The organism is Aeromonas sp. PrichA-15 (assembly GCF_017939245.1).
Classification (GTDB): domain Bacteria; phylum Pseudomonadota; class Gammaproteobacteria; order Enterobacterales; family Aeromonadaceae; genus Aeromonas; species Aeromonas caviae.
The window spans coordinates 17,247-29,428 of record NZ_JAGKRH010000102.1 but is presented as its reverse complement, the minus strand read 5'-3'; the positions used below and the strand labels follow the sequence as shown (position 1 = coordinate 29,428).

Genomic DNA, 12,182 nt, shown 5'->3' with positions numbered 1-12,182 from the left:
GTGCTAACGCCAGGAATCGCATGCGTTTCCTGGCGTTGGTTTCTGCCTTGGCGAGGGCCAAGAAATCGATTGGATCGGACATACTGAGTACAGTGAAACCAGAATAGAGCAATTAGATCACATCTTTAATCTGATTGGTATAAGTTTTCATCATCGAGGCGGGCGGTGCCTCCCCTGCCAAGCAAAAAGCCTGCGCGATGCAGACTTTTTGTCAGGTGAAGTGGTAAACGACGCGGTGTTGCTGTCTTTTGCTCCCTGCTCCCCTCGCGGGAGAAGGGCTGGGGATGAGGTAGTGGACTGCACTCGGGCACCGACAAGGCGGGCTTAGCGTCTGGCCAGCCACTTGGTCGGGTTGATGGCCTCGCCCTGATAGCGGATCTCGAAGTAGAGGCCGGAGCGCTCCTGTCCGCCGCTGTCGCCGACCAGGGCTACGGGCTCACCCTGCTCCACCTTTTGTCCCACCTGTCGCAGCAGCGACTGGTTGTGGCCGTAGAGGCTCATGTAACCCTTGCCGTGGTCGATGACCAGCAGCATGCCGAAGCCGTCGAGCCAGTCGGCGTAGACCACCTGGCCCGGTGCCACCGCCTTGACCTGGGTCCCTTCGCTGGCGCCGATCAGGGTGCCCTTCCACTTCAGCTCGGCGGTACGCGGCGAGCCGTAGGAGATGAGGATGGGGCCCTGCACCGGCCAGCGCAGGTTGCCACCCGTGCTCAGACCGCCGTAGCCGTTGCTGCTTGCCTTGGCGCTGTTGCGGGCGGCCGCTTGCTGCTGCGCCACCTTGGCCTGCTGTTCGGCGACGCGTTGCTGCTGGGCCGCCAGCCGCTGCTGTTCGCCGACCTGGCGCTGCTGGGCCGCGATCCGCTGCTGCTCCTCGATGCGCTTCTGCTCGGCTGCCAGGCGCTGGGCCTCCAGACGGCGCTGGCGCTCCTGCTCGGCCTTGATCTTGGCAAGGCGCTCCCGCTCGGCCCGTTCGCGGCGTTCCTTTTCTTCCTGCTGACGACGCAGCTCTTCCAGCCGCGCCTTGAGCGCCTTCTCCGCCTTGACCAGCTTGTCGAGCTTCTGCTCGTCGGCCTGCACCGATTGCTGCAACTGGTTGCGCACCTTGGCACGGCTCTGCTGGCTGGCCAGCAGGCTCTGGTGATGCTCCTGCTGCTCGCCGAGCAGGGTCTGGAGGCGGTTCTCGGTCTCTCTGGTGGCCTGCTGGTTCTTGGCCAGCTTGTCACGGGTGGCGCGCAGGGCTTCAATGGCCTCGATGCGGGCCTTGTTGAGGTAGTCGAAGTAGTCGAGGGCGCGGCTCAGCTTGGCCGGATCCTGCTGGTTGAGCAGCAGTTTGAGGTAATCGTGGTTGCCCGCCTGGAAGGCGCTTTCCGCCTGCTTGGCCAGCAACTGTTTCTGATGTTTTGCTTGTTGCTCCAGTGCCAGCTTGTCCTGCTGCAGGGACGCCAGCTTCTGCTGGTTCTGCCGGAGTTGCTGTCTGGTCTGCTCGAGTTTGGCGGCGGCAGCCGAAATGGCCTGCTCGTCAGCCTTGAGCTGGGTGTTGAGCTTGGCAAGCTCCTGCTTGCTGAGCTTGAGGGTCTGTTGCTGTTCCTTGATCTGGGACTGCATGGCCCCCAACTGCTGGTTCGCAGCCTGGGCTGTGCCGGTACCGCCGATCAGGCAAAAAAACAGCGCGCCGGCCAACAGGCCGACGCGACTGGTTTTCTGTGAAATAATTTCGCATCCCCGCATGGGGCAGGATTATTTCAGAATCATCAGGGGCTTGCCAGTCATTTCCGGCGGCACCGGCAGACCCATCAGGGTCAGCATGGTGGGGGCCAGATCGGACAGTTTGCCACCTTCGGCGACCTCGGCTTTACGACCGAAGTAGATGAGGGGAACCGGCAGATTGGTGTGGGCGGTGTGGGCCTGACCAGTCTCTTCGTCCATCATCTTCTCGGCGTTGCCATGGTCGGCGGTGATGAGGCACTCGCCGCCCACTTCCGCCAGGGCGTCGGTGACGCGACCGATGCAGTGGTCGACCGCTTCACAGGCTTTGACGGCCGCATCGAACACGCCGGTGTGACCGACCATGTCGCCGTTCGGGTAGTTGCAGATGATGACGTCGTACTTGCCGCTCTTGATGGCCGCAACCAGCTTGTCGGTCAGCTCTTCGGAGCTCATCTCCGGCTGCAGGTCATAGGTAGCCACTTTCGGGCTCGCCACGATTTCGCGATCTTCGCCGCTGAAGCATGCCTCTTCGCCACCGTTGAAGAAGAAGGTGACGTGGGCGTACTTCTCGGTCTCGGAGATGCGCAGCTGGGTCTTGCCCTGCTTGGCCAGCCACTCACCCAGGGTGTTGACCAGGGCGGTGGGCGGATAGGCGCAGGCGGTTTTGATGTCGGCCGCGTATTCGGTCAGCATCACGAAGTGCAGGGCCGGGGTGGCGGTGCGGGCGAAGCCGGTGAAGTCGGTATCGACGAAGGCGCGGGTGATCTCGCGGGCGCGGTCGGCACGGAAGTTCATGAAGATCAGCGCATCGCCGTCGATCATCGGTACAGCGTCGCCGATGCGGGTGGCCTTGACGAACTCGTCGTTCTCGTCGCGGGCATAGGCGGCGGCCAGCGCGTCGGTGGCGTTGTCGGCGGTGAATTCGCCCTTGCCCTGGGTCATCAGGTCATAGGCCTGCTGCACGCGATCCCAGCGGTTGTCGCGGTCCATGGCGTAGTAACGACCGATCATGGAGGCGAAACGACCCTTGCCCAGGCGGGCAAACAGGGCGTCGAACAGCTCGATGGAGGACTGGGCGCTGCGCGGCGGGACGTCGCGGCCATCCAGGAAGGCGTGGAAGTAGATCTGCTCGGCGCCACGCTTGGCGGCCATCTCGATCATGCCCATGATGTGCTCTTCGTGGCTGTGTACGCCACCCGGGGACATCAGCCCCATGATGTGCACGGCCTTGCCCTTGGTCACGGCAGCGTCGACAGCCTTGGCCAGCTCGACGTTCTGGAAGAAGTCGCCATCCTGGATGTCCTTGGAGATGCGGGTCAGCTCCTGATAGACGACGCGACCGGCACCGATGTTGGTGTGGCCCACTTCGGAGTTGCCCATCTGGCCGTCCGGCAGACCCACGTCCAGGCCGGAGCCGGAGATCAGGGTGCTGGTGTAGTCACGGGCCAGGCGATCCAGATTGGGGGTCTTGGCAGCAGCAACGGCGTTGTACTCTTGCTTGGTGCTGTAGCCCCAACCGTCCATGATGACCAGAACCAGCGGTTTCTTAGCTGTTGACATAAGGCTATGTCCTCTCGGATAGGAATGAATTGCGGGAAGTGAAACTAGCGTAATATTACTACATCTGCCGAAATAGTCACCTGATAGCCAAGTCCCTCTCCAGCCTCGCTTTTTAACTGTTATCCCGCTGTTTTAGGCATGTTGCCGGCTTGTCTGCCGCGGCGGGGTTTCCTCTGTTTCCCCCCTCATTTCGGCATGGCGCATACTCTCGTTCGGCCCGGTTGGAGGAGGAAGAATCGGCAGCCATCCCTGATGGGAGCTTGCTCTCGCTTTGCCGCCAAGATGGCTGATCTTATGCAGGGCCCCATGTATACTCGGGCCCTTGTCTTGGTCCCTGGATAGTAGAAGATGCAAGAGTATTTGGATTTCGCGGCCCGCAATCCGCTGCTGACCGCAGCCTGGTTGGGCCTGGCAGGCACTCTGGTGTATACCACTGTGCGTGCTCGTTTTTCTCCGGTGAAGGCGGTCAACAACCACGCCGCTACCCTGCTGATCAACCGTGAAAATGCCACCGTCGTGGACATTCGCAGTCAGGATGAATTTGCCAAGGGCCATCTGGCCGGGGCCCATCACCTGCCGCTCGCCCAGATCCAGGCGAATAATCTGGGTCCGGTTGAAAAGCACAAGGATGCCCCCATCATAGTGGTGTGCGAGTCGGGGATGACCGCTGGTGGCGCGGGTCGCCAACTGAGCAAGGCCGGTTTCAAGCAGGTGTATGTGCTCAGCGGTGGCATGGCCCAATGGCGTGCAGACAATCTGCCGGTGACCAAAAAACGCTGATTTAAGGGCCTGCGCCCACTCATTATCTTAAAAAGGAATCAAACGAAATGGCTGACGAAATCAACAACCAGGAAGTGCAACCGGAATTCCACATCCAGCGTGTCTACACCAAGGATGTCTCCTTCGAAGCCCCGAATACCCCGCACATCTTCCAGAAAGAGTGGCAGCCTGACGTCAAGCTGGACATGGACACCAAGACCAATGTCCTGGCCGACAGCGTCTATGAAGTGGTGCTGACCCTGACCGTCACCTGCAAGCTGGAAACCGAGACTGCCTTCCTGTGTGAAGTGCAGCAAGCCGGCATCTTCACCATCGGCAACCTGCCGGAGCCGCAACTGGCCCACTGCCTGGCGGCCTTCTGCCCGAACATCCTGTTCCCGTATGCCCGCGAAGCGGTGTCCAACCTGGTGAGCAAGGGTTCCTTCCCGCAACTGAACCTGGCTCCGGTCAACTTCGACGCTCTGTTCGCCCAGCACATGGCGCAGGTACAGGCCCAGCAGGCGACTGCGGAAGCCTGATAATGGCCGACCAGATCGCAATCTCGGTCCTGGGGGCGGGGTCTTATGGCTCCGCCCTTGCCATTTCTCTGGCGCGCAATGGTCATCCGACCCTGCTGTGGGGTCACGACCCTGCCCATGTCGCCGAGCTGGAACAGGATCGCTGCAACAAGGCATTCTTGCCGGATGTCCCCTTCCCGGCCGATCTGCAACTGACGTCGGATCTGCAGGCGGCGGTGCAAGCCGCTCCCGTGCTGCTGCTGGTGGTGCCGAGCCATGTGTTCGGCCAGGTACTGGCCCGGGTCAAACCCTTCCTGCGCCCGGATACCCGGATCGCCTGGGCCACCAAGGGGCTGGAGCCGGACAGCGGCCGTCTGCTGCAAGAGGTGGCGCGCGAGGTGCTGGGGGATGCCATTCCACTGGCGGTCATCTCGGGCCCGACCTTCGCCCGCGAGCTGGCTGCCGGTCTGCCGACCGCCATCTCGGTGGCCTCCACCCACGACGACTTTGCCGACGATCTCTCCCACCTGCTGCACTGCGGCCGCTCGTTCCGGGTCTATACCAATCCGGACTTCATCGGTCTGCAGCTGGGCGGGGCGGTCAAGAACGTCATCGCCATCGGTGCCGGTCTCTCTGACGGACTCGGCTTTGGCGCCAACGCCAGAACCGCGCTCATCACTCGGGGCCTGGTGGAGATGCAGCGTCTGGGCGCCGCCCTCGGGGCCGACGCCAAGACCTTCATGGGGATGGCGGGGCTCGGGGATCTGGTGCTGACCTGTACCGACAACCAGTCGCGCAACCGCCGTTTCGGTCTGGCGCTGGGAGCGGGCAAGTCGGTTGACACCGCCATGGCCGAGATAGGCCAGGTGGTGGAAGGCTATCGCAACACCAAGGAGGTGCATCTGCTGGCGGCCCGCTGTGGCGTCGAGATGCCCATCTGCGAACAGATCTTCAAGGTGCTGTACGAGGGCAAGAATCCGAAAGAGGCGGCCATCGCCCTGCTGTCGCGAGACAAGAAGGACGAGTGATCTGCCAGCCGCAGAATGCAAAAGGCCCCGCCAGCTGGCGGGGCCTTTTCTTTGCCGCAAGGGGGCAAATCAGTAGTAGGAGTGGTCGCCGCGCTGGTGCTCGGTGGCATCCTTGACGCCGTTGAGCTCGCCCGGGAATTTCTCCAGCAACTGCTTCTCGATCCCCTCTTTCAGGGTGTAGTCGACCATGGAGCAACCGTTGCAACCGCCGCCAAACTGCAGGATGGCCAGTTTGTCGTCGGTCAGCTCGACCAGGGTGACTTTGCCGCCGTGACCGGCCAGCATGGGGTTCACCTCGGACATCAACACGTACTCGATACGGTCGATCAGCGGGGCGTCGTCGGCCACCTTGCGCATCTTGGCGTTGGGGGCTTTCAGGGTGAGCTGAGAGCCCATCTGATCGGTGACGAAGTCGATGGTGGCATCCACCAGGAAGGGGGCGCTCAGGGGATCGACCAGGCAGTCGAAGCCGCTGAAGGGCAGGTGCTGATCTTCCGGATCGACCGCGTCGGGTGGGCAATAGGATACGCCGCACTCGGCATTCTGGGTTCCCGGATTGACCACAAACACCCGGATGTTGGTGCCATCAGGCTGCTTCTCCAGCAACTTGCGGAAGTGGGCCTGGGCGGTGTCGGAAATGCTGATCATCACTATCCTCATAAACCTGAGTGTACGACTAGGGTATTCATGATAACTCGCTTGGCGGGGCTTGGGTAGCGTGCCGATGGCGAGCCTGTGAGCCCGGGCGTATCGGAATCATGCCGCCAGCGGACTCCCAGGCCGGATCCCTGCCCGGTTATTTCAGGTGTCGGAGGGTACGGCAGATGGCCCACACCTCTACCGTGGTGACGCCGTGCTCATGAAGCAACCGGGTGAGCTGACCTGCGGTGGCGCCCGTGGTGACCACATCATCAAGCAGTGCCACATGCCGGTAGTGGTGAGGTTCTATTTCGAAGGCGCCACGCAGATTGCGTCGCCGCTGGCCGGCACTGAGCCGGGTCTGTTGCGGGGTCGACCTTGTCCGGCGCAATACGCGGGTGTCGCAAGGAATGCCGGTGAGTGCGCTCAGGGCCTGGCCGATTTCTTCTGCCTGATTGAAGCCGCGCCACCACTGGCGCCACCAGTGCAGGGGAACCGGAATGATGACCTGTGGCGGGTTGGCGAGGTCCAGATGGTCTGCCAGCAGGCGGGCAAGCAGCGGCGCGAGCAGGATCTGACCGGAATACTTCAGCCGGGGGATGAGTTGGGCATAAGGTGCCTGATAATCGCCGATCACCTGCAAACGCTTCCAGGGGGCGGGTCTGCGCTGGCAGCGACCGCACAGCAGTTCGCTCTCGCGATGTTGCTCCGGCAGCGGTGCTGCACACATCAGGCATCGTCTGTCGTGTTGGCGCTGGGCGTGGCGACACCAGGAGCACAACAAGGGCGTGTCATCACAGGGTTGGCGACAGAGCAGGCACAGACCGAGCCAGTCGGACTGGGTGCCAAGGATCGGACTTGCTTTGGCGAGCAGCCGCTTTAACATGCAGGCTCCAAGCAGATAAACAGGGATCTTGAGTCTAGATGAGCGTATCGGTTGAGCGGTTTGGCCAGGGCCCGGACCTGGTGTTGTTGCATGGCTGGGGCATGAACGGGGCCGTCTGGCACGGTATTGCCCAAGAACTGGCTGCCCACTATCGGCTGCATCTGGTGGACCTGCCCGGCTTTGGCAACAGCCCCCTGCAAGCAGGGACAGACTACACCCTGCCCTGGCTGGCAGAGCAGGTGGCGGCCATATTGCCTGAAAAATGCCATCTGCTCGGCTGGTCCCTCGGTGGTCTGGTGGCGAGTCAGTTGGCGCTGACCATGCCTGAACGCCTTCACTCTCTCATTACCGTAGCCAGTTCTCCCTGCTTCATGGCCCGCGTCGAGTGGCCCGGGATTGCCCCCAAGGTGCTGGCGGGGTTCAACCAGATGCTGGCCGGCGACTTCATGCAGACCATAGAGCGCTTCCTCGCGATCCAGGCCATGGGCAGCGAGCACGCCAGAAACGACATTCGCCAGTTGCGTCACTGGCTGGCGGAGCGACCCGCTCCCCGGCGTGCGGCCCTGGAGGCGGGTCTGGGCCTGCTGGCCGAGGTCGATCTGCGGGATGAACTGATCGGCCTGGATCTGCCCTGGCTGCGTCTTTACGGCAGGCTGGATACCCTGGTGCCGAAGGCCGCCATTCCCTTGCTGGATGCGCGTTACCCTGCCAGCCACAGTCTGGTGCTGGAGAAGGCATCCCATGCCCCCTTCATCTCCCATCCAGAGCAGTTCATCACCCTCCTGCGGCAGTTCATTGACTGAGATTTGAGCGGCAGGCTTCAATAACTCGTCAGGTTGATGGATAATTAGCCAACCCTACAGAGGAGTGTGCCAATGCGTATCGAATCAGCCATGACGGCGGGCGTGCAGGGGTTCCAACGGGCCGAGCAGTTGGCGGGCCAGGCGTCCAGCCAGATCGCCCGTCTCAATACGCCAGCGGGTGATCAGGTGCAGTTGCCGGATGAACTGGTGAATCTCAAGGTGGCCGAGCTGCATGCCGGGGCATCCGCCAAGGTGATCCAGACGGCCAGCGACATGCTGGGCACCCTGATCGATATCCGGGTGTGACATGAACATCAACGTCAGTCTGCCGACCATCATTCCGAATCAACTGCAGCCGCAGACGGAATCGGCACAGACTGACAACCGCCGCGCAGAACTGGTACCCCCCAGCCGCCAGAGCGAAGCGTCCAACGCCGAGTCCGGCGTCGGTTCCCAGAAAGAGAGAGCCCGGGCCGCCCAGGCCAATCCCGCCGCCCCATCCTCGTCCACGAAAGAGAACAGCCAGACTGGCCCCGTGATGGTGGCGCACCGTTTTGTCGAGGCAACGGGGGAGGAGGGGGAGCGTCGACAACGTCAGGAGGGTGAACAGCAGGAGCAGCAAAAGCAGCAGCGTCAGGTGGCTGCGCTGGTCGAGCGGGATCTCGAAGTTCGCAAGCACGAGCAGGCGCACCAGGCAGCCGGCGGCGAGCATGCGGGGAGCCCTACCTACCAGTTTTCCCGTGGGCCGGATGGCAAGCGTTATGCCACCGGGGGGGAGGTGGTCATCGACATGGGGACCATTCCCGGGGATCCCGCCGCGACCATCGCCAAGATGCAGCAGGTGCGTGCCGCTGCACTGGCTCCCGATGAACCATCGTCACAAGACCTGAGTGTGGCCCGTGCCGCCTCTGGCAAGGAGGCACAGGCCCGCAAGGATCTGATGACCCTCAGGCAGGAAACCACAGGCCCGCTCGGTGCTTATATGGACAATCGAAACCAGGTGATTGCCAGGCACTATCAGCAAGCGGTGAGGCCAGCCTCCCCGCATAGCCTGAGTCAGGACGTTTGATCCCGCTCCGTGCAGGCATGAAAAAGCCCCTTTCGGGGCTTTTTTGCATTCTGGGGACTTATTTCTTCAGTTTCGACAGGGCAGCCGCGAAGGCGTTGCCCATGGCACCCTCGGTCGGAGCGCTCTGACGGGGCGCCTGTTTCGGTCGGGCGTTGCCGGTGTGACGCGGCTCGGCCGGTTTGCGTGCAGGCTGGTCGGCTTTTTCATCCAGACGCATGGTCAGACTGATGCGTTTGCGCGGTACGTCGACTTCCAGCACCTTGACCCGGACGATGTCACCGGCCTTGACCACCTCGCGGGGATCCTTGACGAAGCGATCGGTGAGGGAAGAAATGTGCACCAGCCCGTCCTGATGGACGCCGATGTCGACGAAGGCACCGAAGTTGGTGACGTTGGTGACCACACCCTCCAGCACCATCTCGGGCACCAGATCGCTGATTTTCTCCACCCCTTCCTTGAAGGTGGCGGTCTTGAACTCGGGACGCGGGTCACGGCCCGGCTTGTCCAGCTCGCCAATGATGTCGGTGACGGTAGGCACCCCGAACTGCTCGTCGGTGTAGTCGGTGGGCTTGAGGGTGCGCAGCAGGCTGCTGTTGCCGAGCAGGCTGTCCACGGTCTGCTCCAGCTTGGCGAGGATCCGCTCCACCACCGGGTAGGATTCCGGGTGCACCGCCGAGCCGTCCAGCGGATTGCTGCCGCCGCGAATGCGCAGGAAGCCGGCGCATTGCTCGAAGGCTTTGGGTCCGAGTCGGCTCACTTTCAACAACTGCTGACGACTCTTGAAGGCGCCGTTTTCGTCCCGGTAGGCGACGATGTTCTGGGCCAGGGTCTGGGAGAGGCCGGAAACCCGATTCAGCAGGGCGACCGAGGCGGTATTCACATCCACCCCGACCGCGTTCACGCAATCCTCGACCACGGCATCGAGGCGGCGGGCCAGCTGGCTCTGGCCGACGTCGTGCTGGTACTGGCCGACACCTATGCTCTTGGGATCGATCTTGACCAGCTCGGCCAGCGGATCCTGCAGCCGGCGAGCGATGGAGACGGCGCCACGAATGGAGACGTCGAGATCCGGGAATTCTTGGGAGGCGAGCTCGGAGGCGGAGTAGACCGATGCCCCCGCCTCGCTCACCACGATTTTCTGCGCCTTGGCGGCCGGGTAGCGCTCGAACAGATCGCTCACCAGGCGGTCGGTCTCCCGCGAGGCGGTGCCGTTGCCGATGCTGATGAGCTCGACCTTGTGCTTCTGGCACAGCTCGCTCAGGGTCTTGAGACTCTGGTCAACCTGGCGCTTGGGTTCGAACGGATAGATGGTCGCGTGATCGACCAGCTTGCCGGTGGCATCGACCACCGCCACCTTGACGCCGGTACGGATGCCGGGATCCAGCCCCATGGTGCAACGCATGCCGGCCGGTGCCGCCATCAGCAGATCCTTGAGGTTCATGGCGAACACCTTGATCGCCTCCTCCTCTGCTGACTCGCGGATGCGACCGATCAGTTCGGTTTCCATCTGCAGGGACAGCTTGATCTTCCAGGTCCAGCTCACCACCCCTTGCAGCCACTTGTCGGCCGGGCGATTTTGCAGGTTGAGCTTGAGGTGATGGGCAATAATCCCCTCGCAAGGGCTGGTACCCTCATCCTCGCCGGTGACCAGCGCCAGGTTGAGGATCCCCTCGTTGCGGCCGCGCAACATGGCCAGCACCCGGTGGGAGGGGGCCTTGTGCAGGGGTTCGTCGTGTTCGAAGTAGTCCTTGAACTTGGCCCCTTCCTGCTCCTTGCCGGCCACCACGCGGGCACGCAGGGTGGCGTTCTGCCACAGGTAGTCCCGCAGCTTCTCAAGGAGATCGGCCTGCTCGGCGAAGCGCTCCATCAGGATGTAACGGGCACCGTCGAGGGCGGCCTTGCCGTCGGTGATCCCCTGCTCGGCATTGAGGAAGCGAACCGCCTCCTGTTCGGGATCCTTCATGGGGTCACCCAGCAGCAAATCCGCCAGTGGCTCCAGCCCCGCCTCGATGGCCATCTGTCCCTTGGTGCGGCGCTTGGGCTTGTAGGGGAGGTAGAGGTCTTCCAGACGGGTCTTGCTGTCGGCCTCGTTCAGCTCGCGGGCCAGCTCGGGGGTCAGTTTGCCCTGCTCTTCGATGGAGCGCAGGATCACCTGGCGGCGATCCGCCAGTTCGCGCAGGTAGCCGAGGCGGCTCTCCAGGGTACGCAGCTGGCTGTCGTCCAGACCGCCGGTCACCTCTTTGCGGTAACGGGCGATGAAGGGAACGGTCGCGCCTTCGTCCAGCAGGCGAACGGCTGCCTGCACCTGTTCCGGGCGGGCATTCAGCTCACCGGCGATCTGATGTTCTATTACGTGGCTTTGCATGGAGGGTCTCTTGGTCGGGTCCTGTCTAACTGGTCAGCGTGGGGCAATGTCGCCGAACAGGGGGTCTGTCCTGGCGATACTTTAGATACCTGCCAGGCCACTGCCGCGCGGGCCGGTTGGCGCCGCAAGGCGCCGGGTGTGAGCACTATATGGGGTCGGGCAGCGGGATGCCACCCCGGCAGAAATGACGTTTCTCATACCCGGTGGGCGGACATGCTCGGTCTCTCCTGGCCTTGTCAGCCGATTTGGCAGTGAGGGTCGGCCTGGCTTATTTGGGATAGCTGATCTCATTGATGTACCAGCAGGCGTCACCCACTGGCGTTTGAACCATGGCTTCATCGCCCACCTCTTTCTTGAGCAGGGCACGGGCCATGGGGGAGTCGATGGAGATGTAATCCTTGCGGCCGAAGATCTCGTCATAGCCGACGATGCGAAAGCGCTTGGTCTCACCCTCGTCGTTTTCCACCTCGACCCAGGCGCCGAAGAAGACCTTGCCCTCCTGGGAGGGGGAGTAGTCGACTATGGTCAGCTCTTCCAGGCACTTGCGCAGGTAGCGAACCCGGCGGTCGATCTCCCGCAGGCGTTTCTTGTTGTACTGGTAATCGGCATTCTCGCTGCGATCACCCAGGCTCGCCGCCCAGGCCACTTTTTTGGTGACATCGGGCCTCTCCTCCCGCCAGAGCATGTCGTGCTCCTGCCGGAGCCTGGTGTAGCCTTCACGGGTAATAAGTTTGGTTTTCATGGGGTTATCACTCCCTCGCCAATTGCATCCGGTTGCCCGGGATCTTAGTCATTGTCGCCGCGCTGTCGAGCAAAAAGCAGAGCTGGCCATCCATCCTTCCCGGCTC

At 62.5% G+C, this 12,182-nt stretch carries 12 protein-coding genes; 6 read left to right on the top strand and 6 right to left on the bottom strand.

Features of this window, described 5'->3' with window-relative positions; all coding sequences use genetic code 11:
- Positions 1–324: 324 nt before the first annotated feature.
- Positions 325–1,728 carry a peptidoglycan DD-metalloendopeptidase family protein gene (locus J9889_RS13975; protein ID WP_039039497.1) on the bottom strand — a complete coding sequence of 468 codons (1,404 nt, stop codon included), beginning with the start codon at positions 1,726–1,728 and terminating at the stop codon, positions 325–327.
- Positions 1,729–1,737: 9 nt separating this feature from the next.
- Positions 1,738–3,267: a 2,3-bisphosphoglycerate-independent phosphoglycerate mutase gene (gpmM, locus tag J9889_RS13970; RefSeq protein WP_039039496.1), complete on the bottom strand. Its 1,530-nt coding sequence runs from the start codon at positions 3,265–3,267 to the stop codon at positions 1,738–1,740.
- A gap of 348 nt (positions 3,268–3,615) precedes the next feature.
- Between gpmM and J9889_RS13965 the strand changes: the two genes are divergently transcribed.
- From J9889_RS13965 to gpsA, 3 genes are read left to right on the top strand one after another with little or no spacing between them, the layout of a single operon-like run.
- Positions 3,616–4,047, top strand: a complete 432-nt coding sequence (locus J9889_RS13965) for a rhodanese-like domain-containing protein (protein ID WP_010672546.1) — start codon at positions 3,616–3,618, stop codon at positions 4,045–4,047.
- 47 nt (positions 4,048–4,094) lie between these two features.
- Positions 4,095–4,565, top strand: a complete 471-nt coding sequence (secB, locus tag J9889_RS13960) for a protein-export chaperone SecB (protein ID WP_010672547.1) — start codon at positions 4,095–4,097, stop codon at positions 4,563–4,565.
- Between the two features lie 2 nt (positions 4,566–4,567).
- Positions 4,568–5,572: an NAD(P)H-dependent glycerol-3-phosphate dehydrogenase gene (gpsA, locus tag J9889_RS13955; RefSeq protein WP_010672548.1), complete on the top strand. Its 1,005-nt coding sequence runs from the start codon at positions 4,568–4,570 to the stop codon at positions 5,570–5,572.
- Positions 5,573–5,641: 69 nt separating this feature from the next.
- Here gpsA and nfuA read toward each other — a convergent pair whose 3' ends face one another.
- The gene (nfuA, locus tag J9889_RS13950; protein ID WP_010672549.1) at positions 5,642–6,220 is read right to left on the bottom strand and encodes a Fe-S biogenesis protein NfuA; all 579 of its coding nucleotides are present in this window, start codon (positions 6,218–6,220) and stop codon (positions 5,642–5,644) included.
- Positions 6,221–6,368: 148 nt separating this feature from the next.
- Positions 6,369–7,097 carry a ComF family protein gene (locus J9889_RS13945; protein WP_202211730.1) on the bottom strand — a complete coding sequence of 243 codons (729 nt, stop codon included), beginning with the start codon at positions 7,095–7,097 and terminating at the stop codon, positions 6,369–6,371.
- A gap of 38 nt (positions 7,098–7,135) precedes the next feature.
- On the opposite strand from J9889_RS13945, the gene bioH reads away from it, so the two are divergent.
- The 3 genes from bioH to J9889_RS13930 all read left to right on the top strand — a co-directional run bounded on the left by bioH (position 7,136) and on the right by J9889_RS13930 (position 8,969).
- Positions 7,136–7,900: a pimeloyl-ACP methyl ester esterase BioH gene (gene bioH / locus J9889_RS13940; RefSeq protein ID WP_202211731.1), complete on the top strand. Its 765-nt coding sequence runs from the start codon at positions 7,136–7,138 to the stop codon at positions 7,898–7,900.
- A gap of 72 nt (positions 7,901–7,972) precedes the next feature.
- Positions 7,973–8,206, top strand: coding sequence for a hypothetical protein (locus J9889_RS13935; RefSeq protein ID WP_010672552.1), 234 nt, complete (start codon positions 7,973–7,975; stop codon positions 8,204–8,206).
- A 1-nt stretch (position 8,207) separates the two neighbouring features.
- Positions 8,208–8,969 (top strand): putative metalloprotease CJM1_0395 family protein, encoded by a 762-nt coding sequence (locus J9889_RS13930; protein WP_042877962.1) that lies wholly within the window; start codon positions 8,208–8,210, stop codon positions 8,967–8,969.
- Positions 8,970–9,027: 58 nt separating this feature from the next.
- Here the strand turns inward: J9889_RS13930 and J9889_RS13925 are convergent, their stop codons facing one another.
- Both J9889_RS13925 and greB read right to left on the bottom strand, forming a co-directional pair.
- On the bottom strand, positions 9,028–11,334 hold the full coding sequence (locus tag J9889_RS13925; RefSeq protein ID WP_202211733.1) for a Tex family protein: 2,307 nt from the start codon (positions 11,332–11,334) through the stop codon (positions 9,028–9,030).
- A gap of 268 nt (positions 11,335–11,602) precedes the next feature.
- Positions 11,603–12,076, bottom strand: a complete 474-nt coding sequence (greB, locus tag J9889_RS13920) for a transcription elongation factor GreB (protein ID WP_039039492.1) — start codon at positions 12,074–12,076, stop codon at positions 11,603–11,605.
- Between the last annotated feature and the right edge of the window lie 106 nt (positions 12,077–12,182).

Bases quoted from the DNA above. Each gene is read 5' to 3' on its own strand.
- J9889_RS13975 (WP_039039497.1), bottom strand. From the start codon at position 1,728: ATGCGGGGATGCGAAATTATTTCACAGAAAACCAGTCGCGTCGGCCTG.
- gpmM (WP_039039496.1), bottom strand. From the start codon at position 3,267: ATGTCAACAGCTAAGAAACCGCTGGTTCTGGTCATCATGGACGGTTGG.
- J9889_RS13965 (WP_010672546.1), top strand. From the start codon at position 3,616: ATGCAAGAGTATTTGGATTTCGCGGCCCGCAATCCGCTGCTGACCGCA.
- secB (WP_010672547.1), top strand. From the start codon at position 4,095: ATGGCTGACGAAATCAACAACCAGGAAGTGCAACCGGAATTCCACATC.
- gpsA (WP_010672548.1), top strand. From the start codon at position 4,568: ATGGCCGACCAGATCGCAATCTCGGTCCTGGGGGCGGGGTCTTATGGC.
- nfuA (WP_010672549.1), bottom strand. From the start codon at position 6,220: ATGATCAGCATTTCCGACACCGCCCAGGCCCACTTCCGCAAGTTGCTG.
- J9889_RS13945 (WP_202211730.1), bottom strand. From the start codon at position 7,097: ATGTTAAAGCGGCTGCTCGCCAAAGCAAGTCCGATCCTTGGCACCCAG.
- bioH (WP_202211731.1), top strand. From the start codon at position 7,136: ATGAGCGTATCGGTTGAGCGGTTTGGCCAGGGCCCGGACCTGGTGTTG.
- J9889_RS13935 (WP_010672552.1), top strand. From the start codon at position 7,973: ATGCGTATCGAATCAGCCATGACGGCGGGCGTGCAGGGGTTCCAACGG.
- J9889_RS13930 (WP_042877962.1), top strand. From the start codon at position 8,208: ATGAACATCAACGTCAGTCTGCCGACCATCATTCCGAATCAACTGCAG.
- J9889_RS13925 (WP_202211733.1), bottom strand. From the start codon at position 11,334: ATGCAAAGCCACGTAATAGAACATCAGATCGCCGGTGAGCTGAATGCC.
- greB (WP_039039492.1), bottom strand. From the start codon at position 12,076: ATGAAAACCAAACTTATTACCCGTGAAGGCTACACCAGGCTCCGGCAG.